This window comes from Chryseobacterium sp. 2VB, assembly GCF_005503635.1.
Taxonomy (GTDB): Bacteria; Bacteroidota; Bacteroidia; order Flavobacteriales; family Weeksellaceae; genus Chryseobacterium; species Chryseobacterium cupriresistens.
Map to the genome: position 1 here is coordinate 87729 of NZ_SCNC01000011.1, position 25874 is coordinate 113602.

A 25874-nucleotide genomic window follows, 5' to 3' on the forward strand; every position below is an offset into this window, starting at 1 on the left:
ATAACAATCGTGTTAAATCTTATACAGTCGTCTAAATTTAGATCGCTGCATCAATCAAAACCGCCAGCTGAATACAAGGCTTGTCAGAACGGTTGCTCCAAGCATGATTCGTTCCTCTTTGAATAACAACGTCGCCAGGTTTCAGAAGCGTTTCGCCTTCATCCATGATAAGGTAAAGTTCACCGGAAAGGATGATAATATAATCCAGTGTTAGCGTTTGATGCATCATCGGATGAGGTTCATTCTTTTTCCATTCTACACCTAAATTTTTATCCGGAGGAACTACTACATATCGGAAGTAAGTGCCATTTTTAGGTGTTTGCGGAATTCCGGTATTCGGAATTCTTGTTTCAAAGTCTAAACTTGCAGGCATTGTTTTCGTATTCCATACATCTGAAATGATAAGTCCCGGAAAATGTTCTACAGCGTTTACTACCTGCTGGTCTTCTATAATAATAGATTTTCCATCTTTAATTCCTGTTACGATTCGTCGTGGTATTTTATTCATCATTTCTCATGATAAGTTTATGACCCTGAGTCTGATTATTTTTTAATAGAGAATGCGCCTTCAGAACAGTTTCTAAGGAAAGGTTTCCTATAATTTTATGTTGAGGGGGAAGGATCGTTTCGGTTTCAATGAGTCTTTTTATTTCTAATAAACTGTTTTTATAATACTCATATTTTTTAATCATTCCGTAAGTGTAATTGGAAATATTCATAATCAGAGTTCCTTTGTTGAACAGTATTTCATGAGCTTCTTTTGTTACCAAAGCCGTGACATCCACATAAGTTCCGTTAATTTTCAAAACTTCTGCAGTCACTTCCGACATATAGTTTCCAACCAGATCAATTCCATATTCGAAAGGCTGGTCGTTATTGGCTTTTAGAATATTACTGATTAGATTTTCTTCTTTATAGTTGATGATCTGATGTTCTTTTAAGCCCAGCTTAAGAAGGATCTGTCTGTTTTCTTCACTTCCAACAGTTGTGATGATCTGCCGGATATTGTGGGCTAATAAAAGCTTAATCAGAAATGAGCCAACACCTCCTGTTGCTCCTGTCACGAGAACTTTATCTTCCGGATTTAGTTTAAGACGGTTGAAGATCTGTAAAGAAGTAAGCCCTGCTGAAGGAATGGCAGCCGCCTGTTCAAAAGAAATATTTTTTGGTTTAAAGGAAACAATGGCTTCAGGAACGGCAATATATTCAGCATAAGTGCCGTTGCTTCCCATGGAACCGCTGCCACAATAGACTTCATCGCCAATATTGAATTCTGTAACTTCTGAACCTTTATCCACTACAATTCCGGATAGTTCTCTTCCTAATATCGGGGAACTGATCAGTTTCCGTTCCAATTCATTTTCCAGCATCTGATAATCGATGGGATTGAAACCGCTTGCTTTAATATGGATTAAAACTTCATTGCTTTTGGGTTTTGGCTGTTCTGCAAATCCGTCTTCCAGCTTTCCGTTTTTATTTAAAATAACTGCTTTCATACTTTAAAATTTGATACACAAATGTAAAAAGGGAATAGTTTATATTTGCTACTAGTTAACCAATGGTAACTAGTTACCTTCATGAAACTATTATGGCAAAAATCATTGAAAACGGCATTGAAAGAGAGGCCAGCTGCACAGAGGAATTGTTCGCGATGCGCGACAGTCTGGACGTTTTAGGAGGAAAATGGAAACTGATGATTTTACGATATCTGACGAACAGACCGGATCAGATGATTCATTTTAAAAAGCTGGAGCGAAGTATTGAAGGAATCTCCGCCAAAATGCTGAGCAAAGAATTAAAAGAGCTGGAAACCAATCTTCTGATCACAAGAACGATTCAGGATACAAAGCCGATTACGGTAACGTATGCAGTGACTGAGTACGGGAAATCTGTATTTCCGGTGACAGAAACATTGGTGAATTGGGGGATCATTCATCGGGAAAAGATCAAAGAATCAATGGGATCGTTATGAGATATTGAAAAACGCAAAGGCGCAACAATTTTCTTTTAAATATGCTTTAAGGCGCAAGGATTTTATCTTTGATAAAATTTAATTCTGTTGAATTTTAACTGAAACAAACTTGCTGAAAATCTTTGATTTTCTTGCGCCTTTAAGCAGTATGTTATTAAATTTCTTTGCGCCTTTGCGATTACTAATCAATATTATTTCATAAAGAAAAGATCAAATAATCTATATTGATGAAAAAAAATCCTCAGACCCGTTTAGAGTTGAGGATTTTAAATACTACCAAATTGTTTATTAATTTTTATCTAACCAAGACTGTATCAGTTCAGCGTGATCTTTCACCCATTCTTTGGCGGTGGCTTCTTTATCTTTACTCTGTTCCATTTTCATTAAAAGATCAGACATATTTTCATCATCAAAATGGAGTCTTGAAAAGAATTTGGCCAGCTCAGGATGATCTTTTGCGAAGCTTTTTCTGGAGTAAATTTTAATCTGTTCTGCTTCACCAAATATCTTTTTGGGATCGTCAAGAAACTTAAGCTTCATTTTTCCAAACATCCAGTGAGGCTGCCATCCGGTTACCACAATCCATTCTTTACGTTGAATAGCGTTCTGTAATTCGGTGATCATGGCAATGGTAGAAGAGTTGATCTGATGATAATCCAGTTTATAGTCAACAATAGCTTTATCCGTTCCGGTGGTTAATCCGGCTCCTTTTTCAATTCCAATGATTCTTTGATTGAACTGATTTTTATGCTGACTGAGCTCTTCGATGGAGTTAACAGGAACGTATTCAGGTACAACTAATCCTATACGTCCGTTGTCGTAATTGGTTCCAAGATGAACTAATTCCGGAAATTTGGCCAGTTTTTTAGCATGAGTGTAAGGAAGCCAGACTCCCATGAAAAGGTCTGTATCTTCATTATTCATCGAAGCCAGAATCATATCCGTAGAAGCTTTTTGAATAATAACGTGGTATCCCTGCTCGTCCAGAATGGCTTTAGCAACATGCGTCATCGCAACATCTTCTGCCCAGCCATCTACCATTCCTATGGTAATGTATTTTGAGTTTTTTATGTTTTCACACGAACTTAATGCTGTAAATAGTAACATTAAAACGGGCAAAAACAGATATTTAAATTGTTTCATCTTATTGCTTTTTCTTTACAAATCCCTGGGTAATACGGTCGAGGATAATGGCCAATATCACTACGGATAAACCACTTTCAAATCCTAATCCGATATCCAGATTATTAATTCCTTCCAGTACTTTCTCTCCTAAACCGCCTGCAGCAATCATTCCTGCAATAACGACCATGGATAAGGATAATAATATGGTTTGATTGATTCCTGTTAAAATCGTTTTCATCGCTAAAGGAAGCTCTACTTTGAACAGGATCTGACGGTTGGTGGCTCCAAAAGCCCTGGCAGCTTCCACAATATCTTTCGGAACGGCTTCAATTCCCAAAGTTGTTAATCGTACAGCGGGCGGCATGGCAAAAATAATCGTTGCAAAAGCACCCGGTACTTTACCAATACTAAAAAACAGTACAGCCGGGATCAGATAGACAAATGCGGGCATGGTCTGCATCAGATCCAGTAAAGGACGAATGATTTTGTCAGCTATTTTGTTTTTCGCGGCCAGAATTCCCAAAGGGATAGAAAGGATAAGGGCTGTAATGGTGGAGACAAAGATCAGAGCCAGCGTTTCCATGGTTTCTTTCCATAATCCCATTAAAAATATTAAACTTAATCCGGCAGCCGTTACTACAGAAATACCTTTTCCGGCCTTCCATAGCGCCAGCAGGGTAAAAAAGAGAATGATTACATAAAAAGGGGTGTTTGTTAAAACCCATTCAATCCCCATAATAGAGGAATTTCCCAGATGTTTTATGACATCAAATACAGGCTTTCCGTTTTCTGTGAGCCAATTGATTGCAGTTTCTACATATTGGCCTATATCTATAGTTTTATTCATCTTATTGGTTGTTTGCAATTTCTTTTAATTCTATGATCTCTTCTTCGTTAAACTTGGTAGCTTCTATGACAAGTGATAATTGGGTTACTAAACCTAAAAATTTATTGTCTTCATCAATTACAGCAATGGACGATTTATTTTCTGAGATCAGCGGCAGCATTTCCTCTACCGTTACTTCAGGATAAACCGAAGGAACATTGCTGTTGATAATAGATTCTACCGTAGGTTCTTTTTTTCTGGCAATGCGGACAACATCATTAAGGGTTACAAAACCCAGAAATTTATTTTGAAAATCCACTACAGGTAAGTTTTCCAGACCTGTAGCTCTCATTTTTCTTAAAGCGCCTTCAGGACCGTCTTTTCTGAAACGTACAACTGTCGCTTTATCAAACATTAAAGATCTGGCAGTAATAATCGTTTTACGGTCTACTTTCTCTACAAACGCTTTCACATAGTCGCTTGCAGGATTGGTTAAAATATCTTCCGCTGTTCCTATTTGCTCTATCACTCCATCTTTCATGATGACGATACGATCTCCGATTTTAATGGCTTCATCCAGATCGTGCGTAATAAAGACAATGGTTTTTTGTAAGGTATTCTGCAGTTCAAGCATCTGATCCTGCATTTCAGATTTTATCAGCGGATCCAATGCAGAGAATGCTTCATCCATCAGCAAAACTTCAGGATCATTGGCCAGCGCTCTTGCCAATCCTACTCTCTGCTGCATTCCTCCGGAAAGCTGAGAAGGATACTGATTTTCAAAACCGGTTAATCCAACGATATCCAGCGCTTTCTGTGCTTTTTTATCACGAGAAACTTTGTCTTCTCCTCTGATTTCCAGCCCGAAACCAGCATTGTCGAGAATTGTATGATGAGGCAGTAATCCGAATTTCTGGAATACCATACTCATTTCCGTTCTTCTTACTTCCAGCAGCTCTTTATTGTTTTTCCCGGTGATATCATCGTCATTGATGTATACTTTTCCTGAAGTGGGTTCATTCAGTCTGTTCAAACAGCGCAGTAACGTAGACTTTCCACTTCCTGAAAGTCCCATGATCACAAAGAATTCTCCTTCATAGATTTCAAAACTGGCTTTGTTGATTCCTATGGTGCAGCCTGTTTTTTCAAGAATTTCCTTTTTGGAAAAACCTTTGTCCAGAAGTTCCTGTGCCTTTTCTTTGTTTTTACCAAAGATGATGGTCAGGTCTTCCACTTTAAGTTTTACTTTTCTAGTGTTTTCATTTTTTTCCATATTCAGAATTTTTCAATTAATAATTTGATATAAAAAATTGTACACCAATTCATTATATATATTTAGCTTTCGTTGTTCTGATGTTGATGATAGGATAAAATAATTTGCCAAGCCTTTGGTGATAAAAGCTTTAAACAAAAAAATAATAGCATAAAGACCTGCTGGCCTTATGTTTATTTTAAATATTTCAATAGATTATACTCTAGAAAAAGAGTGTATTATGTAAAAAGAAACTGATCTTTTACATAGATTCTACAATTAAATTACTGATGAGGTAATTACAGATATGTATACTGAACAACTTGAATGGCTACATTTCATCAAAATGCTTGCCAGCATCAAAAAACTGTATATCAATTTTTTATGACGGTGCAAATTTACGAATTTTATATTAAATGGATTTTTATTTATGTAAATTGTTGATTTTCAATATAGTTTTAAAGAGGTGATTTCATAATGAATTTTCTCTTATCATTGAAGGTAAGAGAGATGGATATGGTAATTATTTTAAAAGATAACCCGTAAGGTTATTTCAATAAAACGGTAATAATAGCAAGAATGGCGGGTAATGCCTGAACGAAAAATATTTTTTTAGTGGCAGAAATGGCTCCATAGATTCCGGCCACAGCTACACATCCTAAAAAGAATAATGCCACATTGGTCTGCCATTGCGGATCTTTAATCAGGAATGACCAGATCAGTCCGGCAGCCAGAAAACCATTGTAAAGTCCCTGGTTGGCAGCAAGTCCTTTCGTTGGTTTAAACATTTCTGCAGGCAGAGCGGCTTTAAAAACTTCTTTTCCTTTGGTTTCCCATGCGAACATTTCCATCCAAAGAATATAAAGGTGTTCCAGTGCAACGACAGCGATCAGAATTTTTGCAACGATTTCCATGATTCAATATTTTTCTCATTGTAAAACTAAAAAAATAAAGTTAAGTTTGAGTATTAATTCTTACCATGGATCCATTCAAATCACATTTAAACAAATTTATTACAGTAACTGACGAAGAATATACCTCTATTGTATCATTTTTTGAGGTAATGGATGTAAAAAAGAAGCAAAATCTGATGCTGGAAGGTGAAGTGTGCCGGACCATGTATTTTGTAGTGAAAGGATGTCTGAGAAAGTTCTTTATCAATGAAAAAGGGGTAGAGCAGACAACGGAATTTGCCATTGAAAACTGGTGGATTACAGATACATTTGCTTACGAAAGGCAGATACAAACAAACTTTTCGATACAGGCGGTAGAACATTCTTCCGTTTTGGTAATTGATCTGGAGCGACAGGAAGAATTATTACAAAAGCATCCTGTTATGGAAAGGTATTTCCGCATGATCTATCAGCGGGCATATGCTGCTGCGGAACGCAGGATCCGTTATTTGTATGAAATGTCCAGAGAAGAGCTTTATATGCATTTCAGTACATTGTATCCGTGGTTTATTCAAAGGATTCCTCAATATCTTATAGCTTCTTTTTTGAATCTTACTCCGGAATATCTGAGTGAAATCAGAGCAAAATTACGATCTTAAACCAGTTTAAGTTTTTTACGGATCAGAAGCCGGAAATTTGTCATGTAATTAGAAACCAATGCAATGACAGATACAAAAAATCATTTTCCGCAACTCTTTTTAAGACTGGCTCTCGCCGTTACAATGCTTTCTGCGGTGGCAGACCGGTTCGGATTATGGAGTAAAGAAAATTCTTCATGGGGAAACATGGAGCGTTTTAAAGAATACACAAGACAGCTTACCTTTTTTTTTCCGGAAGCTTTAAGTACAGTTTCAGCCTATGCTGCTACCTTTTTAGAAATTCTTTTTCCCTTGATGCTGATCTTTGGATTTAAAACAAAGTTTGCAGCCTATGGAAGCAGTATTCTGCTGTTGATTTTTGCCGTATCCATGACCATTGCTTCAGGAGCTAAAGCTCCACTCAACTATTCTGTATGGGTAGGAAGTGCCGCGGCTCTTTTACTGGCGGTTCAGCAACATTATTCTTTAAGTATAGATCAATTAACCAAAAAATAATACATATTATGAGCGCAAGATTAAATATTGCAACAGTAGATTCAGCAGCTTACAAAGCAATGATGGGATTAGAAGCATACTTACAGACCACTTCTTTAACCCATATTCAGAAGGAATTAATTAAAATCAGGGCCTCACAGATCAATAAATGTGCGTTCTGCCTTGATATGCACACCAAAGATGCCATCAAATACGGTGAAAATCCTCAAAGAATTTTTATTCTGAACGGATGGACAGAGGCAAAAGAATTTTTCACTGAAGAAGAGCAGGTACTTTTGGCAATGACTGAGGAAATTACACTGATCAGTCAAAACGGATTAACAGAAGAAACTTTCCAGAAGGCGAAAAAATTCTTTGATGATCACCAGATCGCTCAGATCATTATGGCGATTATTACCATCAATGCCTGGAACAGAATTGCAGTGAGCACGCATATTCCAATTGCAAAATAACGGAGTCAGGAAGTTGGGTGATGGAAGTTGATGAAGACTGCGTAATTACGGATGTTTACTTTTTATCAAAACGGCCTTTCAAAAACTGAAAGGCCGTTTTAATGTAAAATTCAAAGTGACAATGTATCACAGTTTGGGTATTAATTCTAAAATAAATTCTTTGGTTCATTTTATTTTTTAAACCGGAATTACATTGTATCTCCGTTTCTCGGATATAAAAGTTGTTTGAATTTTATCCAACCACAAAAGTCACAAAAGGTTTTATTTTAGAACACTTGAGCTCACTTAAGTAAGTTTAAAATGATACTGCAGAAAAGTTCACACAAGATGAAAATCAAAGATTTTCACAAAACTTAGGTGTACTTATTATGCATAAGACCTGGTTCTGAAAAAACTTAAGTGTTTAAAACTTTTGTGCCTTTTGTGGTTAAAGCAATGAATATAAAAGTTTAAATAGCCTCATACTGTAACATTTAATTTAATAAATAGCTACAGGATTTACATTCACCTGAGTAGAACCTACATATAAAGGCTGTCCCAGCACAAATAAAAATTCCCAGACTTTTTGTTTCACCAATGGACGGCTGTCTATCAGCTCCAGGTTATAAATTCCTTTTTTAGCCAGCATAAACTGGTTGATGGGAAATTCTTCCTTACTTTTTGGGTTAGGATATACTTCGGAAGCCCAGGTGTCGCCGCCAAAAGCTACGATTCCCTGATTGGCAAGCCATTTGGCAGCATCCATACCGATTCCGGGTTCTGTTTCCAGGAATTGCTGATTGTTTTTACCGATCAATTCAAGCCATCCGGTATTGAAAAGAACGATATCACCTTTTCTCAGGGTAAGGCCTTGTTTCTTTAAAACAGATCTGATGTCTTCTACAGTAAATTCTGTTCCTCCGGGTACAATAGATTTTCCGTAATGAGCCGTCATATCAAGCACGACACCGCGGGTAACGAAAGGAGGTACTTTTTCAACACCCAGTTTTTTTACGCCTTCTACCGTTACAAAATCAGTCGCTTTATTTCCGTTGTAGTAAGTATTATCAATACCAATATGTCCGATACCGTTCAGTTGTGTTCCAACTCCGGTCCATCCGTTCACCAGTTCGTCATTGAAAGTAAATTTATTAGGACCAATGCTTTTTCCACCCTGTTCTCCGGGTTGGATATTGTATAAATTGAAACCTCTGTGTCTGAAAGCAGGCAGGTTTTTATCAATAGGAACGGCAAGCGCTAATGTTTTACCTTGTTTTACAAGTCCCAGAGCCTGTTTGACAACTTCAGGAGTCAACAAATTAGCTGCTCCGATCTCATCTTTCGCACCGTAAGCCGAAGGATACCATAATTGATCTTGCGGATTGACAAGGGTCTGTGCCTTTAAACTAATGTTGTTGATAGTCAATAGAGTGGCTAACCCGAAAATTTTGATCAGATTATTTTTCATTTTTATAAGGATTGAGGTTAAAAGAAAGGAAGCTGGAAGCTGGGAGAAGGAAGTTCTATTGGTGTATTGATAATTAGGAGGCTTCTAATGTACTATTCTGCATGTAACAAAGAGATTCGTCCTTCGTCGGAATAACAATTGAAGGCAAATTGTAAACCAGTCTATTTATTATCCGACATCAATAACTTCCATCTTCCAGCCCCCTTCTTCCAGCTTTGTATTATATTTCGCTTAAAGCAGAATTGATGAAGCTCAATTCTTCCTGTGAAAGGTCAATAGACATTGCCTTTGCGTTTTCGATGGCTTGCTGTGCATTTCTTGCTCCCGCCAATACTACTGTAATTGCAGGTTGGAGTGTCGTCCATCTTAATACCAGCTGAGAAAGGCTTGCACCTTTTTCCTGAGCAATAAGCTCAAATTTTTCTAAGAAAGTTTTTACCTTATTCAGATCAAACTGAGAGAAATATCCGTTTCTGTGATCGTTATCTTTCAATTGGGTTTCCTTGAAATATTTACCGGTTAAAAGACCTCTTTCCATCGGACTGTACACGATAATTCCAGAATTGTTTTCCAGAGAATACGGAACAAGATCATTTTCGATTGCACGGTTTAGCATACTGTAAGAAACCTGGTTGCTGGCAAGTTTTAAAGTCCTGTTAGCTTCTTCCATCTGAGCCACACTGTAGTTGCTTACTCCTGCAGCACGGATTTTTCCTTGCTGGATCAATAGTTCCATAGCTTCCATGGTCTCGCAGATAGGCGTAGTGCTGTCCGGCCAGTGAAGCTGTAAAAGGTCGATATAATCTGTACCTAATCTTTTTAAACTCTCTTCAACTTCTTTGATGATGTTTTCTTTTGAAGCCAGCTTATAAACCGGAAGAGTTTTTCCTTCGTCTTCTGCATCAAAGAAAAATTCTCCTTTTCCGTTGTTGCTTCCGTCCCATACCAATCCGAATTTTGTCAAAAGCTGAATTTTTGAACGGTCTTTTCCTTTGATCGCTTCACCGATCATTTCTTCACTCAGTCCGAAACCATAGAATGGAGCTGTGTCGATAGAAGTTACACCATGATCTAATGATGCGTGAATAGAATTGATAGAATCCTGTTTTTCATTACCACCCCACATATTTCCGCCGATAGCAAAAGCACCATGTGTGATGGTTGATAATTCCAAATCGGTGTTTCCTAATTTTCTATATTCCATTTTGTTTGTTTAAAAATTGTTGTTGTGTTGAACCACCCCGTCAAAAATTCTTTGAATTTTCGCCACCCCTCCGGAGGAGAGGAATTCTCGCCGTTCCAGTAGTGACCCTTTTAAGAACTTTTCGGATTTAAAAAGAACTTAAGTGTTCTTCTCTGTATTCTGAATAGTATCTTTTTTTACTTAAGTGTCTGAAAACTGTTGTGACTTTGTGGTTAAAAATTGTCTGTTATTTATTTAATTCCTTTACGATAGCTTCTCCAACGCTTTTTGCTGACTGTGGATTCTGTCCTGTGATCACTCTCTGATCGGTTACCACATGATTCTGCCAAAGTCCTGATTTTTCAAATTTAGCTCCTCTTCCTTTCAGTTTATCTTCCAGTAAGAAAGGAACAACGTTCGTTAATTTTACTTCAGATTCCTCTTCATTGGTAAAAGCATTGATTTTCTTACCGTCTACAAGATATTTCCCGTTATTCAGTTTGATATTTACCAAACCTGCAGGGCCATGACATACAGCGGCTACAATTCCTCCGTTTTCATAAATTTTGGAAGCAATATCCGCCAGTTCTCTATTGTCTGCAAAATCCCACATTGCTCCGTGTCCTCCTGCATAAAAGATGGTTGAGTATTCTTTTGGATTCACCTGTGACGGAGTCATTGAGTGATCAATCTTGTTTTTATATTCCTTGTTCTCCCAAAATTCTTTGTTGACAGGATCTTTCAAATCGAAGCCGTCTACCGGAGGAGTTCCGCCTTTCGGACTTACAAAGTCTATTTCATATCCTGCCTTGTGAAGAACTTCCCACGGATGAGAAACTTCACCCAGGTAATATCCTGTATCTTCACCTGTACTGCCTTTTTTGTCATGACTGGTAACGACGAATAATATTTTCTTTTTCATATTCTTTGATTTTTTGGTTTGTGCCTGTACGAATCCTATCGTAAAGACCGCAAGCATTAAAAACGCTAATTTTTTCATTGTTAAATAAGATTGGTGGTATAAATCTGTGGTTTTTCCTGAAGTTTCTCCTCAACCAAAGCTCCGAAAGCCTGGATATAAGGCTGCTGATTGTGCTGATCCAATCCTTCTTTACTTTTCCAGATTTCGTAGAAAACAAATTCATTTTTGTCTTCAATTCCCTGGTGAAGGCTGTAAAGCTCGCAAGCTTCTTCTTTTCTTGTTTCTTTTACCATATTCTGAAGAACTTCCAGTACTTCTGCCTGATGTTCTTCCTTGGATTTTATAATGGCTGTAAGATGAATTTTCATAATTAAATAAAATTTTCAATAGAGTTATAGATAGGTTTCCAATCCAGTTCTGCTTTAGCTTTATCTGAACTGCATCTGCTGTTGGATGCAAAACCGAAATAACCTCCTGCAGGACCAAATTTGTCAACCGCATCCTGTATGCTTAATGATTTAGTTGATTGTAAGTTATATTTTTTACTGATATTTTCTGCAATGTTTTTCAGAGAAGATGAACCGTTTTCTGCATAATAGATAGAGCCACCTTTTGCTTTTTCCAATGCGAGTACATACAGATCTGCGAGATCTTCAATATGTAAATTGGACCAGATATTTTCACCTTCACCAAAATAAACTCCATGCCCTTTCTCCTTAGAAAAGTTGATAAGAGCCGGAATCTGAATGCTGTCTTTTTTAATTCCTAAACCTTCTCCGTAAACCATGGTAGGAACAATAACAATACTTCGTATGCCTTTGCTGGCAGATTGCAGGACGTAATTGTTGATCAATACTCTTGATGCCATTTCCAGTCTTGGCTGCAAAGGTAAATCTTCTCTGAAGATAAAGTCACTTTTTTTACCATTCTCTTTTCCACCAAAAATGGCAGACCCTGAAGTGAATATAAAGGTTTTCTGACTTCCTTCCAGTGCTTTGATAAAGTTATCTGCTGCATACGCATCATCTGCTGAATCTGCATTATGGATCACAGCATCAATATCAGAAACCGCTGTTCTGATGAGGTCTTCATCATGAATATTTCCCACAATGGTTTTGATTCCTAATGATTCCAGTTCCTGTACATGGGTTTCATTACGAACCAGTCCTGTCACTTCATAATTCCTGTCGAGGAGTTTTTTTGCGATAGTTCCGCCTATATAGCCGGTAATACCTGTGATCAGTATTTTTTTCATGATACCAGTTCAGATCTTAATTCTTTTTCAAAAACATTTCTCACATGTTCTCTGTAAAGCTTCATATCGCGTTCTATATTGGCGTTTTTCTCCACATCGTGGAAGTGGAAGCTGTCCATTTTTTCCATAGAAACAAAGGCATTCATTCTGTGGAATCCAAATAAAGGACCTTCGTCCACGCTTTTTTCATTAAAGAATTCTCCGGGAAGTGTGAAAGCAGTTGCAGGAGCATTCCAGCTTGTTGTTAACATATATTTTCTCCCGCCAAGCATTCCTCCTGTGCCATAGTTGATTTCCGGATTCTCAGCCTTTCTTCCGTCGCTCATATAAATTCCTTTGGCATGACCTGCTGTGAATACTTCGTCAATATATTTTTTCAATCCGTTCGGAAGCTGGAACCACCAGATAGGAGTGTGGTAAATGATGTAATCTGCCCAGACAAACTTCTGCACTTCTTCATGTTTGTCATAATTTTCACTTATATTCGTTATCTTTACTTCTACATTATCAAATTCTTTAAGAACGGCTAATGTATTGTCTGCGATAGTCTGATTATATTTTCCCCCGGAATGTCCGAAATTCTGTCCTCCGTTGATGATTCGTACTTTTTTCATTTTTTTATGATTGTTTAAATTTTACTCTGCAAAGTTAGATCAGATATATGTATAATAAAAATAATATAAATTATAGGGTGTTATTATTTTTGTGATAGTTTGTTTTTTTGATTCGGGTTATGAGGTTCGGGTTGCGGGTTATGGGTTGTGGGTTTCGAGGTTATTTTAGCCAGCAGCTAATCATTCACTATTGACTTTGCGAAGCAAAAATTAACGATTGACAATTTCCCCTTTCATGGTAAAATATCATATCATCTCTGAACCGGAATTATTTTCCGACAGGTAAATTTGCCTAACAAATTGAAGGACAATGATACAGATAGCTGTTTTTAGTGATGTGCATGGAAATCTTCCTGCACTGGAAGTGGTGTTGAAGGATATTGAGCAGAGAGGAATAAGCCAGAAGTTCTGCCTGGGAGATCTGGTAGATTTTGCACCCTGGGGAAATGAAGTAATAGAAAAAATAAGGAGTCTGAACATTCCATGTTTGATGGGAAATCACGATGAAAGAATTGCTTTTGATATTCCTGTTGTTCCTTTACCTCAGCATTCAGAAGAAGAAACTACTGCCAGATTCATTGCGATAGATCATTCTAAAAAACATATTACAGAACCGAATAAAAAATTTCTTTCCGGGTTGCCTTTTCACTTAAAGTTAAATTACAAAACAGGTAAAAAGCACTGGAACATCCAGCTGGTTCATTCCAGTCTTGAAAGCAATGATACTTATTTGTATGAATCAGAAAATGATGAGGTTTTTACATCTATGCTGGAATGGGCAAAAGCCGATCTGATCGTAATGGGACATACCCATTTATCATTTAAAAAACAGTTCGGAAATAATACATGGGCCGTAAATTGCGGTTCTGTAGGCCGCTCCAAAGAAGAAAACAGACTGGCTTCTTATCTGGTACTGACTTTGGATGAAGAAAAAATCACCCCTGAAATTGTACAGTTATCTTATCCGATTGATGAAACTGCCCGTCAGATAAGGGAAAGCGGGATTCCGGATTATTATGCTTCGTTTCTGAAGAATGAAAACGTATTAATATTATAATTATTTTGTAAATTTGCATTATAATATTAATAATTGAGTCATGGTTAATCTAGAATGGTATCGTACTTTTAAGGCGATCTATAAAACCGGGACATTAACGGGTGCTGCTGATGCCTTATTCATATCACAGCCGGGAGTAAGCCTTCACTTAAGTTCACTGGAAGCTTATGTAGGATACAAGCTGTTTGACAGGACTGGTAGAAAAATGATCCCGACAGAGCGTGGTAAAGTGTTGTTTAATGCAGTTGCTGAACCACTCACTAAGCTGGAGGATGTAGAAAAGAATTTTCAGAAATCCACAGAGAAACATACGCCTACCATCAGTGTAGGGATGTGTTTTGAAACTTTTCAGACTACTCTGGAGCAATATGTTTCTTCATTACCTTTTAATCTGATCATCAGTTTTGGAGAATATCCTGAAATGCTGGATCAGCTGGATAAAGGAATTCTCGATCTTATCATCACTCCTAAAAAGGGGTCTTCACCCAACATCGAGCATGAAGCCTTCTCTTCGGAACAAATTATTCTGGTTGGGGGGAAAGATGTAGATAAAGCGGCTTTCAATAAAGTGCTGAAAACAAAAGATGCAGAGCAGATTGAAGAGTGGCTGAAGAATGAAAAATGGTACGGAACCACCGGAGATATGGAACACCTTTTCCAGTTCTGGACCTTAAATTTTGGTCATAAACCGAATTTCCGCCCCAATTATATCGTTCCCAACCTGAATTCAATTATCCGTTGTCTGAAGGGAGGAACAGGATTAGCTGTTGTACCTGATTTTCTGTGCAGGAATGATATCGAAAGCGGTGAAGTACAGCTGATCTGGGAAGGAAAAAAGAAACTGGAAAACACGCTGTATTTCGGATGTCGTAAGAAAACCAATTACCAGACTGAAATAGAGCATATTAAAGGTTTATTCCGCCAGGTGATGGCTTAAGACAATCATATCGCGCATCTGTAAACCGTTTTCATAGATTGGATCAGGATAGTTTTTAATAAAAAAGTCTTTCAGTATTCCACTTCTGATGAATCCGTTTTTCTCATAAAATCTGATCTGTTGGAATCCCGTATCCGAGGTTCCGACAGTCAGTATTTTATAGTGGTTTTCTTTGGCAATTTCTTTAGCCTTGTTCATCAGGATACTTCCGATTCCTTTGCTTCTGTAGCTTTCAATGACAGCAACATTTTTTATTTCCAGTTCCGTATTGCTTTTCCCGTACAATGCCATCACTGCAATGTTTTCAGTACCGCTATGCAAAAGATAAATATCGGAATTGAAAATATATTGATTAATCGCTTTCTTGGTTTCATCCGCTAATAACAGGAGATGATAGGGAATTTCCGAATCGGAATTTAATTGATGAAAAGTGAAATCTTCCATTACAGACTCATATGAATAAGTGGGTAATCTTTTCCTGAACCATCTTTTTCAGACCTTCCGACTTTTTTGAAACCCATTTTTTCATAAAAACCGATGGCCTGAGGGTTTTGTTCATTGACATCTACTTTCGTCAGTCCGGTTTTCTCTTTCATGAACTGATAAAGTGTTTTACCATAGCCTTTTCCACGTGTATCGTTGTGGATGAAAAGCATTTCCAGGTTGCCTTCTGCTACGGAAGCAAATCCTTTAGTTTCATGATCTTCAGTAATTAAATACACTTCCAGATTAGGAAGATAGTCTCTTGGAATGGCTTCTTTAAAATAATTGAAATCTTCCTCAGCAAGAAAATCGTGTGTTGCTTTTACTGCTGATTCCCATATTTCCATAATTTTCGGATAATCTTCTGCTGTAGCCAATCTGATATGTTGTGACATGATTTAAATTTTAAACAAAAATAGAGAAAATAGAGGTGAGATGCCAGGAGAAGGGTGAATTTTGAGGCTGGAAGTTAGAAGTTAGAAGTTAGAAGTGGACATAGCCGTTTTATCGACCACTCATCGTGAAACAAAAAGACGGAGTAGTTTATACATCATCTTAAACCTTATGAATAAGAATTTTTTAACAGAAACAGTAAAAATGGTAGGCAGAATTTTCAATTTTTTATTGCAAATTTGTTTATCACTTTATATTAATCATTAAAATAAAGATTTATGCAAAAGAAAACCTATACAGGACAGCCTGTGGTAACATTAAATAACGGAGTGGATATTCCGGCCTTAGGATTTGGAGTATGGCAGATGGAAGATCTGAAAGAATGTGAAAATGCAGTAATCAAAGCTATTCAGACAGGATATAGAATGATCGATACCGCTGCTATTTATCAGAATGAAACTGCAGTAGGTACGGCCGTAAAAAATAGTGGTGTCAACAGAGACGAACTGTTTATCACCTCCAAAGTATGGGTTCAGGATCATGGATATGAAAAAGCAAAAAGAGCTTTTCAGAGAACATTGGACAGATTACAGATGGATTATCTTGATATGTATCTTATTCACTGGCCGTATGGGGACTTTCTGGGAACATGGAAATCTTTGGAAGAGCTTTATCAGGAGGGGAAGATCAAAGCAATTGGAGTATGTAATTTTACCGTCGAAAAACTTGAAGAATTAAAAGTAAATTCAACTGTTTTGCCGGTTATCAATCAGATTGAGCTGCATCCTGTATTTCAGCAGAAAGAACTACAGGTGTATGACAGAGAAAATAATATCATAACACAGCCATGGAGCCCGCTAGGCAACGGTAACGCTAATCTTTTAAGCAATCCTGACCTGAAAGCTATTGCCGAAAAATATGGTAAAACAGTAGCTCAGGTAATCTTGAGATGGCACCTTCAGGAAGGTTTCGTTGTAATTCCAAAATCGGTGACACCGTCAAGAATTGAAGAAAACTTTAACGTATTTGATTTTGAGCTGACAGAAGATGAAATGAATGTTGTCCGGTCTTTAGATACTGGAAAAAGATTGTTCTTTGATCCTAAAGATCCTGAATGGGAGCAAAAAATGCTAAATTCTGTAGCAGATATTTAATAAAAATAAAGAATCAAAATATTCCCGCAGTTTTCACTAGTTCAGATTACGATCTGTGACATCCGTGTGATCTGTGGGAATTGTATTTTCATTCAGGGTGAAGAATATCATATCCTGTTGAAAATGAGGTGCTCTTATTTTTTGTACTTTTTAATTAAAATATTTTTTTATGTTCTGGCCCGATACAATCAGTAAAAAACTAGGAATACAATATCCTCTTATTCAGGCTCCGATGTTTGGGGTAAGTACTACACAAATGGCTGTTGCAGCTGCAAAAGCAGGCTGTCTGGGATCACTGGCACTGGCCGATCTTTCTGCAGACCAGTCTGTGGAATTGATCAGGGAAACAAGAAAACTGACTGATAAGCCGTTTGCTGTCAATATATTTGTCCATCATATTCCTGAAGTGACGGATGTTTTAAAAGAAAAGTATCGTAAAACCAAACAATTTATTGAGCAGCTGGCCAAAGACAATAGTATTGAAGTACACCTTCCTGATCTTGAAGAAATCAGTGTCAACGGTTATCGTGAACAGGTGGATGCTATCATAGAAGAAAATTGTAAAATATTAAGTTTTACTTTTGGAAATCTGGATGATCAGAGTATTCAGAAATTAAAGGAAAATGGTGTTACCCTTATCGGAACCTGTACTTCTGTGAAGGAATCTTTGTTGCTTGAAAAATCCGGTATTGATATTATTTGTGTTCAGGGAATAGAAGCTGGTGGCCACAGAGGTAGTTTTGAAGCTGAAAATATTCCCCAGATCGGAGGATTATCTTTACTATCACAGATCTACGATCATGTAAATGTTCCTTTGATTTATGCAGGAGGAATTTATGGAGCTAAAACATTACAAGCCGTTAAAGACTTAGGTGCCCAGGGTTTTCAGGTGGGCAATCTTTTGCTGGCTTCTCAGGAAAGCGCTTTATTGCCTTTTGAAAAAGAAAGATTGAAAAGGGTAAGAGAAGAAGAAATTGTTCTCACGAAGAGCTTTTCCGGGCGGTATGCAAGAGGAGTGAAAAACAAATTTATAGAAACGGTTGAAAATTCAGAATATATTTTACCATATCCTTATCAGAACAAACTGACCAATGCCTTACGAAAAGCAGCTAAAGCTCTGCAAAATCCAGAGTTTACAGGAATCTGGGTGGGACAGTCCATTCACCGGTACAGCGAACGGTCTACAGAGGAAATTTTAAGAAATTTAATCTGCCAGTGTGAAAAAGATAAGTAAGACATTAATAAAAAAGCTTCAGAAATATAATCTGAAGCTTTTTATTTATTTTGTTAGATCGAGGCCTCCAAAATTTCCGGAACTCATCATAAGATAGACACCATCTGTTTTATCCAATGTATTCCAGTAGGCGTGTAGATCTTCAGCATTCGTGAAAACCTTTAGTTTTTCATTCTTGAATTTTTCTTTAATAAATTCAGGAGAGATAGGTTCCATTCTCTTGATCTTCAAGGCATCTTCAGAGTAGAAAACTACAGCTTCCTCCAGGCCATCCATTGCATGATCATATTGCTCAAGGAAAGCCGGATTCAGACTTGAATACGTATGAAGTTCCAGGAATCCGTATTTCTTATTATTTTTAAATTGCTCTGCAAAGGCTTTTACTGCAGCCTTTACCTTACTTGGTGCATGGGCAAAATCTTTGTAAAGGATTCCCTTATCTTCTCTTTCCACTTTTTCAAGACGTTTGGATGCTCCTTTGAAACTCATGATTGCCTCATAGAAATCTTCATCCATAATTCCCAACTGCTGGCAGATATGTCTTGCTCCTTCAAGGTTCAGCAGGTTGTGTGCTCCAAAAACAGAAAGAGGAACATCTCCCATTTCCGTTTTTAAATATACTTTACCATTATTGATTTCGTATTCAGGAGTTTTGTAAGGGATTTTTCTGAAATAATTTTCAGCATTTTCCACTACTTTCACTACTTCCGGATCTTCTTCATTATACACAAGAACTCCGCCTGCCGTAATGCTTGCTACAAACTTTCTGAACTGCTCGATATAATCATCAAATGTTTTGAATACATTGATATGATCCCATGCAATGCCGCTCATTAAAGCGATATTCGGCTGATACAGTAAAAATTTCGAACGAAGATCAATAGGAGAGGAAAGATATTCGTCACCTTCCAGTACCATGAAATCATTATCCTGAGTCAGTTTTACCATACAGTCGAAACCTTCAAGCTGTGCACCTACCATGAAGTCCACATCTTTCTGATGGAAATTCAAAACGTGGAGAATCATTGACGTAATGGTTGTTTTACCATGTGATCCTGCAATAACAACTCTTGTCTTGTTTTTAGACTGTTCGTACAGGAATTCAGGGTAAGAATATATTTTCAGGCCCAGTTCTTTTGCTCTTGCCAGCTCAGGATTATCCTGGTGGGCATGCATCCCGAGAATAACAGCATCAATATCCGGAGTAATCTTTTCCGGGAACCAGCCCATTTCCTGAGGCAGAATTCCTTTCTTTTCCAACCGGGTCTTTGAAGGCTCAAAAATAGCATCATCAGAACCTGTTACCTGATATCCTTTGTCTTTTAATGCGATGGCGAGATTATGCATGGCGCTTCCGCCAATGGCAATGAAGTGGGTTTTCAATTGTATTTACTGTTTTTTAACATTAATATTAATGATGTGCTGGAAAGCTTCAAGAATATTGTTCCAGTTGGTCTGATAATTCGGAATGATCATACTAGCATCCGATTTACTGCCTTCATTGGGACCTTTCTTGACATTGATGGACGTTGAAATATTGTCGTACAATTTTTTACGGTCTTCCTGTATTCTTCTGAAATTATTCTGAGAAAGAACCTGATCCAGTTTCTTTAAATCTTCATCTGAAATTTTAAAATCCTGTTTATATTTTTTTCCCTGGCCTTCAAAAGAGTAGTGTACATTATTCCCTTTGATCAGAAGATTTTCATATACAGGAGCAAAGCCTCCGCTTTTCGAATAACTGATATCAAAATCCGAATATACTTTCTGGCTGTTGCATGAAACTAATACTATGATTGCGAATAATATTCCAAGTATTTTTTTCATAATTTTTCTATTTACTTTAATTATTTGAGTCCTTTTGTTCTAATTTTTTAGCTTTAAGTTCTTCATCATAACTGTGTAATAGATTGAAATCTTCTGTCTGCTCTATGGCAGTCATAATTTTCAATAAAATTTCCGGTGCTTTTTCATTATCATAATCAATATCCAAAGGAGCTTTGAATTCCATCGTAGGTTTTACACCGGTTACCTTTACGCGGAGTCCTTTTTTATCAAAAGCTCTTCTGAATCCGTTTATTTTGATTGGAATTACAATAGGACGCTGGTTTTTTACCAGTTTGGCAGTTCCTCTTCGTCCCTGTGCAAAAGCCGATGTAGTTCCTTGAGGGAAAGTAGCTACCCAGCCATTGTCCAATGCTTTCATAATATTATCTACCTCGCTCATGTCTACCATTCTGTTGACATTCTTCCCTTCAGATCTCCATGTTCTTTTTACCGTTACAGCTCCTGCAATTTTGAAAATTTTAGGAAGAATACCTTTGTTCATGGTTTCCTCTGCTGCCACATAGTAAAAATCAATCTTCGGATTCAAAAGATAGATCGGGTTTTTTATTGTATTGAGATATCCGTTGTTCACAGCACAAAAGGCATGGTACATGGCCGCCACATCTGCAAAATAGGTCTGATGGTTGGATACAAACAGTACGTTAGAGTCCGGAAGATCCACAAGGTGTTCTGTACCGGTTATTTTTAACTTATTAAAGCCATTGAATCTTCTGTAAGAAACAATTCCTAAAATAAAAATAATAAACCTTTTCAAAAAATAAGGAGTTCCGAATGCATCGGTGAAAATATTTTTCTTCGCCATCTCTCAATTAAACACGGTAGTGCAAAGTTACATTTTTTTCAGCAACTGACTGAATTCACTTAATATCATCGCTGTAGCTCCCCAGATAATGTATCCGTTGAAATTAATCACGGGCACTTCATGTCCGCCTGCACTCGGCAGAGCCATGATTTCCGGGGTGTCCGACAGGTTTAAAAAGGAAGTGATCGGAAATTCTATGGTTTCCACAGCTTCCGTCTGTTGAAGAACGAAAGCAGGATTCTTTATTGTATAAGAAATATAGGGATAGACATAAAAATTGCTTGGCGGAATATAAATCGGAGACATTTCTCTGATGATTCTTACATAATGTTTATCTATTCCGATTTCTTCGGAGGTTTCCCGAACTGCCGTTTCAGCAAAATCCCTGTCCATTTCCTCACGCTTTCCTCCGGGCAGAGATATCTGTCCGCTGTGTCTGTCGTGTTCATTAATCGTCCTTTGGATCAATGGAAAATACCACTCGTTGTCTTTCAGATATAAAACAATATTAACCGCCGCAAATTTGGGATTCTTTGACAATACTTCATCATACGTAAAAACGGGGCGGTAGGGAGGTGAAAATACTCCATGGGCGTGCTCACCGGGAAGTTCCACGCTTTTTATTTTTCTCAATAAATCTTTTCCAAAATTTTCCATAGCTCAAATTTAGCAATATATCTCGAAGAAATAAATGCCTTAACATTAATTAACCTGTGAAATATCAGGATTTAAAGCTTTAACCCCTTAATCTGACAGGGTAATTATTTAACTGAAATAACAGGGAGATGTTGTACCGGAAAATTGACAGAATTGGCAATGAAACAATATTCGTTGGCTTTATGATGAAGCTGTTCTGCTTTTTCTTTCATAGATTCTGTGGCAACAGTTACCCTAGGGTGTAAAGTTACTTCTGTGAAGTGGCCGCTGCCACCGGCTGTCTCTGCCATGATGCCCGTTGCCTCGTCAGTGTAATCTGTAACAATAATGCCCGCTTCAGAACAGAAATGAAGGTACCAAAGCATGTGACAGGAAGAAAGTGAAGATAAAAACATTTCTTCAGGATTATATTTCGTCCGGTCGCCACGGAATGCCGGATCAGATGATCCTTCAATCACAACTTTATTCTCCGCTGAAATGGTATGGCTTCTTCCGTAATCTCTGTAACCGCTGGTTCCTGTTCCCTGGTTTCCCGTCCACTGGATGGTCATTTTGTAATGATGGTTTTTCATATTTTAAAGATAAAAGATAAAAGATAAAAGATAAAAGATAAAAGATAAAAGATAAAAGATAAAAGATAAAAGATAAAAGATAAAAGATAAAAGATAAAAGATAAAAGATAAAAGATAAAAGATCTTGCTGTTAAAATTCAATAGGGGTGGGCTTTAGCCCGCCTACATAAACAAAAAACATCTATCGGCTTTAGCCGAAACTTATAGCAAGAAAGGTAATAAAAAAACCTCCAGAAAACTGAAGGTTTTAAATTTTTTAATTAGAGAATTCTATCAATTCTTCTTTTTTGGCATTGTAGATTTTGTATTCTAAATATTTAAAAGAATCCCTTGGAACAATGGTTACCCACTTTTTGTATTTGATAAACCATTTCATCTGGATACTTTTAATGCCTTTTGTAAGGTAGGCTTCCACAAATGGGTGTACGTGCAGGTAGATTTTTCCTTTTTCTTTCTGCAGGATATTTCTTAAGGTTTCACCCATTCTTTCCACGATAACAATAGGAGCTACAATTTCTCCGTCTTTGTTCGGGTTTTCTTCTTTGGTGTCGATCTGTTTTTCCGGACGGTTTCTCTGTCTGGTGATCTGGATCAGACCAAATTTACTTGGAGGAAGGATTTTGTGGCGTGCTTTGTCGCGCTTCATTTCCTCTTTAAGATGCTCGTAAAGATCTCTTCTGTGATCAGAATTCGGCATATCTATGAAATCGATAACGATGATCCCTCCCATATCGCGGAGGCGAAGTTGTCTTGCGATTTCTGTAGCAGCCATTTTGTTCACTTTCAGTGCATGCTCTTTGTTGACAGCTGCTCCGGTTGTAATATTGTTTCCGGAGTTGACGTCCACTACGTGAAGTGCTTCTGTGTGCTCAATAACAAGATAGGCTCCTTTGGAACTCGGAATGTTGACGTGTTTTCCGAAGCTCTGTTTAAGCTGTTTTTCAACATTGTAATATTCCAGAAGTGGAATATGGGAATCATAAAACTGGACAATATTTTTCTTTTCAGGAGCAATTACTTCAATGTAATTTTTCATTTCGTTCACCATTTGCTCATCATCGCAAATGATATTGACGAAGTCCTGATTAAAATTGTCTCTTAAAATAGCTGAAGCTTTGTCTTCTTCGCTTAAAACTTTAGACGGAACTTTATTTCTCTGGATGTTTTTGAAAGTACTTTCCCATTTCTGAACCAGCTGGTTCATGTCATTATGCAGGTCGGCTACTTTTTTTCCTTCTGCCACTGTTCTGATGATCACTCCGAATCCTTCAGGCTTAATGCTGTCGATAAGGGTTCTCAGTCTTTCTTTTTCCTCAGAACTTCTGATTTTTTTGGAAATAGAAACTTTATTGTCAAAAGGAATTAAAACCAGGAAACGTCCTGTTAATGAAATCTGGGTAGAAATTCTTGGACCTTTGGTAGAGATAGGTTCTTTGGTAATTTGTAACAGAACAATATCGTCCTTGGCAATTACTTTGTCTACCGTTCCGTTTTTGTCTATTTCGGGTTGTATCTCGAAATTTTTTAAGCTCGAAGTGCTTTGTTTTTTAGAAATAGTATCTTTTAAAAACTTTCTGTACGTAAGATACTGAGGTCCCAGATCCTGGTAATGCAGAAATGCATCTTTGTCATATCCGATATTGACGAATGCTGCATTCAGGTTTGGGGCAAGTTTTTTTACTTTTCCTATAAACAGATCTCCAACTATAAAATCGCTTTTGTCTTCTTGCTCATGAAGTTCACATAGTCTTCCGTCTTCCAGCAGCGCAATCTTTGTAAGATCATCTTCATGCGAAACTATTAGTTCTTTCTTCATTTTTTAATAAGATAAAATTGTTAAGATTATAGGAAGTGGATGTTTTTTATCGATTAATTCATCTATTAAATATAAGGATTTTGAATGAAAACCATTATATTTTTATTAAAATAATATTTGAAACCCTCCGTTTTCCGCGGAATCTTATAGTTGCAAACAAAAATATAGTTAGTGAACTTTAAAAATTTAAATCCACCAACTATATTATTATATTGTAAATCTCGAGAAAAAGAGATTATTTTTTCTTATGTCTGTTTGCTCTTCTTCTTTTCTTTCTTTTGTGAGTCGCAACCTTGTGTCTTTTTCTTTTCTTTCCGCTTGGCATAATTTTAATTTTTTAGTAACTAGTTAATATTCAGTTAATGTTCTTATTTTACTGCAACTTTAGTTTTTACTTTCTCAACAAAAGATTTTGAAGGTTTGAAAGCAGGAATGTTATGAGCAGGAATCTCAATTGCAGTGTTTTTAGAAATATTTCTTCCTGTTTTAGCAGCTCTTGTTTTAATGATAAAAGATCCAAAACCTCTTAGATAAACGTTATCCCCATTATACATAGAAGTTCTGATCTCCTGCATAAAAGCTTCTACAACTTTCTGTGTTTCATTCTTTTCTGTTCCCAACTTATTTGAGATGGTGTTTACCAATTCTGCCTTTGTCATTTCCTTATTTTAATTTTAAATTTTAGGTGTGCAAATTTAGTTAAAAAAATTGAATACTAGCAAATTAGTGGCAAAATATTTTTATTCAAAGAGTTGGACTTTTTATGTATACACTATATTAAGGCAGGATGGTGATAATTTAACAATAAAATAATGTAACCGGATAAAGGTACAAAAAATTGATGAACAAAATTTAATAAATGCTGGTTATAACAGGTCTGGCAGCACTTTATGGTCTTTAGCATACTATTTTTGAGATCCGTTATCTGCCCTTAACCATCCGCCCGAAATTGAATTTTTCAATTGAAATCAGATTTTTTTATAAACTGGAATTATAATATCCGTTTTCTACGCAGAAGCGGATAAGATGAAGTTTGGTTTTCAACCCCAGCTTTTCTGTAAGTCTGTTGATATAGGTATCAATTGTTCTGGTACTGAGATTGAGTTTTTCTGCAATTTCTTTATTGCTGAATCCTTCATAGCAGAACCTCATGAGCTGTATTTCAGATGGGGAAAGTTCTTCCTGTCCTTTTTTCTGCCTGTCCATATATTCCTGTACGGCAAGCGGCTGCTGTTCCCATTCTTTGGAATAAGCCTGATAGTCGAAGTCGTCAGACGCAATACTTCCTTTAATAATATCCTTTATAATGGTGCTTTTTTTCTGACAGTAATAGATATTGGGAATCTTTGAAAGGATTTCCGCCATATCTTCCTGATAAGTGCCGGAATACGTAATAATAGGGGTTTCAGTATTGTTTTTTCTGATGTACTTAATAGCTTCAATTCCACTTAATACCGGCATGAACAGCTCAATAATGAACACATCTTCCTGTCTTCTGTAGATTCTGTTTACCAGCTCATGCCCATTGTTACAATCATTCAGAAGCATATAGAAAGGATTTTCCATAAGTGTTTTGATCATTATTTTTTTAAAATAAAAATCACTGTCAGCAATGGAAAAACGTACGGTATTAGATAATATTTTACTCATTCTTAATATCGATTTGGCGAATGATATTTAAAATTCAGAGGTCTAATTTATGAAAAACTTATCAAAGTGAAAATTAATATTAATTTAATCAGGGTTTTCACGAAACAGGGTTGGGGAAATTACGTATTGTGCATAAAATTTTTTTTTTATATTTTCACAGGCCAAACAAATCGCAA

30 protein-coding genes are annotated in these 25874 nt (G+C 36.9%); 8 read left to right on the top strand and 22 right to left on the bottom strand.

What is annotated here, in order from left to right; all coding sequences use genetic code 11:
- Positions 1 to 37: 37 nt before the first annotated feature.
- Together FFS26_RS12275 and FFS26_RS12280 are read right to left on the bottom strand one after the other, a co-directional pair.
- Positions 38 to 511, bottom strand: a complete 474-nt coding sequence (locus FFS26_RS12275; protein ID WP_137905148.1) for a cupin domain-containing protein — start codon at positions 509 to 511, stop codon at positions 38 to 40.
- Positions 501 to 1496, bottom strand: coding sequence for an NADP-dependent oxidoreductase (locus FFS26_RS12280; RefSeq protein WP_110010905.1), 996 nt, complete (start codon positions 1494 to 1496; stop codon positions 501 to 503). Before FFS26_RS12280 ends, FFS26_RS12275 begins: the two co-directional genes overlap by 11 nt.
- A gap of 92 nt (positions 1497 to 1588) precedes the next feature.
- Here FFS26_RS12280 and FFS26_RS12285 point away from each other — a divergent pair, with 92 nt between their 5' ends.
- Positions 1589 to 1972: a winged helix-turn-helix transcriptional regulator gene (locus FFS26_RS12285; protein ID WP_110010927.1), complete on the top strand. Its 384-nt coding sequence runs from the start codon at positions 1589 to 1591 to the stop codon at positions 1970 to 1972.
- Between the two features lie 288 nt (positions 1973 to 2260).
- On the opposite strand, the gene FFS26_RS12290 is transcribed toward FFS26_RS12285, so the two are convergent.
- From FFS26_RS12290 to FFS26_RS12305, 4 genes are all read right to left on the bottom strand, one after another.
- Positions 2261 to 3115, bottom strand: coding sequence for a glycine betaine ABC transporter substrate-binding protein (locus FFS26_RS12290; RefSeq protein WP_137905149.1), 855 nt, complete (start codon positions 3113 to 3115; stop codon positions 2261 to 2263).
- Between the two features lies 1 nt (position 3116).
- Positions 3117 to 3944, bottom strand: a complete 828-nt coding sequence (locus tag FFS26_RS12295) for an ABC transporter permease (protein ID WP_137905150.1) — start codon at positions 3942 to 3944, stop codon at positions 3117 to 3119.
- 1 nt (position 3945) lies between these two features.
- Positions 3946 to 5196, bottom strand: a complete 1251-nt coding sequence (locus tag FFS26_RS12300) for a glycine betaine/L-proline ABC transporter ATP-binding protein (protein ID WP_110010908.1) — start codon at positions 5194 to 5196, stop codon at positions 3946 to 3948.
- A gap of 527 nt (positions 5197 to 5723) precedes the next feature.
- Positions 5724 to 6089, bottom strand: a complete 366-nt coding sequence (locus FFS26_RS12305; protein WP_110010909.1) for a DUF1304 domain-containing protein — start codon at positions 6087 to 6089, stop codon at positions 5724 to 5726.
- A 65-nt stretch (positions 6090 to 6154) separates the two neighbouring features.
- Here FFS26_RS12305 and FFS26_RS12310 point away from each other — a divergent pair, with 65 nt between their 5' ends.
- The 3 genes from FFS26_RS12310 (at position 6155) to FFS26_RS12320 (ending at position 7674) form a co-directional block, all read left to right on the top strand.
- Positions 6155 to 6727: a Crp/Fnr family transcriptional regulator gene (locus FFS26_RS12310; RefSeq protein ID WP_137905151.1), complete on the top strand. Its 573-nt coding sequence runs from the start codon at positions 6155 to 6157 to the stop codon at positions 6725 to 6727.
- A gap of 63 nt (positions 6728 to 6790) precedes the next feature.
- The gene (locus tag FFS26_RS12315; protein ID WP_171006301.1) at positions 6791 to 7222 is read left to right on the top strand and encodes a DoxX family protein; all 432 of its coding nucleotides are present in this window, start codon (positions 6791 to 6793) and stop codon (positions 7220 to 7222) included.
- A gap of 8 nt (positions 7223 to 7230) precedes the next feature.
- Positions 7231 to 7674, top strand: a complete 444-nt coding sequence (locus FFS26_RS12320; RefSeq protein WP_137905152.1) for a carboxymuconolactone decarboxylase family protein — start codon at positions 7231 to 7233, stop codon at positions 7672 to 7674.
- A gap of 478 nt (positions 7675 to 8152) precedes the next feature.
- On the opposite strand, the gene FFS26_RS12325 is transcribed toward FFS26_RS12320, so the two are convergent.
- From FFS26_RS12325 to FFS26_RS12350, 6 genes are all read right to left on the bottom strand, one after another.
- Entirely contained in the window at positions 8153 to 9121 is a 969-nt protein-coding gene (locus FFS26_RS12325; protein ID WP_137905153.1) for a cyclase family protein, read from the bottom strand.
- 220 nt (positions 9122 to 9341) lie between these two features.
- Positions 9342 to 10325, bottom strand: a complete 984-nt coding sequence (locus tag FFS26_RS12330) for an aldo/keto reductase (protein ID WP_137905154.1) — start codon at positions 10323 to 10325, stop codon at positions 9342 to 9344.
- Positions 10326 to 10551: 226 nt separating this feature from the next.
- Positions 10552 to 11304, bottom strand: coding sequence for a type 1 glutamine amidotransferase domain-containing protein (locus FFS26_RS12335; protein WP_228449433.1), 753 nt, complete (start codon positions 11302 to 11304; stop codon positions 10552 to 10554).
- 2 nt (positions 11305 to 11306) lie between these two features.
- A complete protein-coding gene (locus tag FFS26_RS12340; protein ID WP_110010915.1) occupies positions 11307 to 11594 on the bottom strand; it encodes a putative quinol monooxygenase in 288 nt (95 codons plus the stop codon).
- 2 nt (positions 11595 to 11596) lie between these two features.
- Positions 11597 to 12481, bottom strand: a complete 885-nt coding sequence (locus FFS26_RS12345; protein ID WP_137905155.1) for an NAD-dependent epimerase/dehydratase family protein — start codon at positions 12479 to 12481, stop codon at positions 11597 to 11599.
- On the bottom strand, positions 12478 to 13095 hold the full coding sequence (locus FFS26_RS12350; RefSeq protein ID WP_137905156.1) for an NAD(P)H-dependent oxidoreductase: 618 nt from the start codon (positions 13093 to 13095) through the stop codon (positions 12478 to 12480). The genes FFS26_RS12345 and FFS26_RS12350 overlap by 4 nt, the downstream gene beginning before the upstream one ends.
- A 310-nt stretch (positions 13096 to 13405) precedes the next feature.
- Between FFS26_RS12350 and FFS26_RS12355 the strand changes: the two genes are divergently transcribed.
- Positions 13406 to 14152, top strand: a complete 747-nt coding sequence (locus FFS26_RS12355; RefSeq protein ID WP_110010918.1) for a metallophosphoesterase family protein — start codon at positions 13406 to 13408, stop codon at positions 14150 to 14152.
- Between the two features lie 40 nt (positions 14153 to 14192).
- Positions 14193 to 15089: a LysR family transcriptional regulator gene (locus FFS26_RS12360; protein WP_110010919.1), complete on the top strand. Its 897-nt coding sequence runs from the start codon at positions 14193 to 14195 to the stop codon at positions 15087 to 15089.
- On the opposite strand, the gene FFS26_RS12365 is transcribed toward FFS26_RS12360, so the two are convergent.
- Positions 15066 to 15533: a GNAT family N-acetyltransferase gene (locus tag FFS26_RS12365; RefSeq protein WP_110010920.1), complete on the bottom strand. Its 468-nt coding sequence runs from the start codon at positions 15531 to 15533 to the stop codon at positions 15066 to 15068. The two genes, FFS26_RS12360 and FFS26_RS12365, sit on opposite strands and share 24 nt — an antisense overlap.
- On the bottom strand, positions 15533 to 15967 hold the full coding sequence (locus FFS26_RS12370) for a GNAT family N-acetyltransferase (protein ID WP_137905157.1): 435 nt from the start codon (positions 15965 to 15967) through the stop codon (positions 15533 to 15535). Before FFS26_RS12370 ends, FFS26_RS12365 begins: the two co-directional genes overlap by 1 nt.
- A 276-nt stretch (positions 15968 to 16243) precedes the next feature.
- On the opposite strand from FFS26_RS12370, the gene FFS26_RS12375 reads away from it, so the two are divergent.
- Positions 16244 to 17119, top strand: coding sequence for an aldo/keto reductase (locus FFS26_RS12375; protein WP_137905158.1), 876 nt, complete (start codon positions 16244 to 16246; stop codon positions 17117 to 17119).
- Between the two features lie 169 nt (positions 17120 to 17288).
- Positions 17289 to 18353, top strand: a complete 1065-nt coding sequence (locus FFS26_RS12380) for an NAD(P)H-dependent flavin oxidoreductase (protein ID WP_110011653.1) — start codon at positions 17289 to 17291, stop codon at positions 18351 to 18353.
- A gap of 45 nt (positions 18354 to 18398) precedes the next feature.
- On the opposite strand, the gene FFS26_RS12385 is transcribed toward FFS26_RS12380, so the two are convergent.
- The 8 genes from FFS26_RS12385 to FFS26_RS12425 all read right to left on the bottom strand — a co-directional run bounded on the left by FFS26_RS12385 (position 18399) and on the right by FFS26_RS12425 (position 25698).
- A complete protein-coding gene (locus FFS26_RS12385) occupies positions 18399 to 19736 on the bottom strand; it encodes a UDP-N-acetylmuramate--L-alanine ligase (RefSeq protein ID WP_137905159.1) in 1338 nt (445 codons plus the stop codon).
- 6 nt (positions 19737 to 19742) lie between these two features.
- Positions 19743 to 20180, bottom strand: a complete 438-nt coding sequence (locus FFS26_RS12390) for a hypothetical protein (RefSeq protein ID WP_110011655.1) — start codon at positions 20178 to 20180, stop codon at positions 19743 to 19745.
- Positions 20181 to 20196: 16 nt separating this feature from the next.
- Positions 20197 to 21003 (bottom strand): lysophospholipid acyltransferase family protein, encoded by an 807-nt coding sequence (locus FFS26_RS12395; protein WP_062675350.1) that lies wholly within the window; start codon positions 21001 to 21003, stop codon positions 20197 to 20199.
- A gap of 27 nt (positions 21004 to 21030) precedes the next feature.
- A complete protein-coding gene (locus FFS26_RS12400; protein WP_110011656.1) occupies positions 21031 to 21660 on the bottom strand; it encodes an NUDIX hydrolase in 630 nt (209 codons plus the stop codon).
- A 104-nt stretch (positions 21661 to 21764) separates the two neighbouring features.
- Positions 21765 to 22232 carry an OsmC family protein gene (locus tag FFS26_RS12405; protein ID WP_137905160.1) on the bottom strand — a complete coding sequence of 156 codons (468 nt, stop codon included), beginning with the start codon at positions 22230 to 22232 and terminating at the stop codon, positions 21765 to 21767.
- Between the two features lie 256 nt (positions 22233 to 22488).
- Positions 22489 to 24048, bottom strand: coding sequence for a ribonuclease E/G (locus FFS26_RS12415; protein WP_137905161.1), 1560 nt, complete (start codon positions 24046 to 24048; stop codon positions 22489 to 22491).
- A 368-nt stretch (positions 24049 to 24416) separates the two neighbouring features.
- Positions 24417 to 24707 carry an HU family DNA-binding protein gene (locus FFS26_RS12420; protein ID WP_002984212.1) on the bottom strand — a complete coding sequence of 97 codons (291 nt, stop codon included), beginning with the start codon at positions 24705 to 24707 and terminating at the stop codon, positions 24417 to 24419.
- Positions 24708 to 25026: 319 nt separating this feature from the next.
- The gene (locus tag FFS26_RS12425; protein WP_047429454.1) at positions 25027 to 25698 is read right to left on the bottom strand and encodes a response regulator transcription factor; all 672 of its coding nucleotides are present in this window, start codon (positions 25696 to 25698) and stop codon (positions 25027 to 25029) included.
- Between the last annotated feature and the right edge of the window lie 176 nt (positions 25699 to 25874).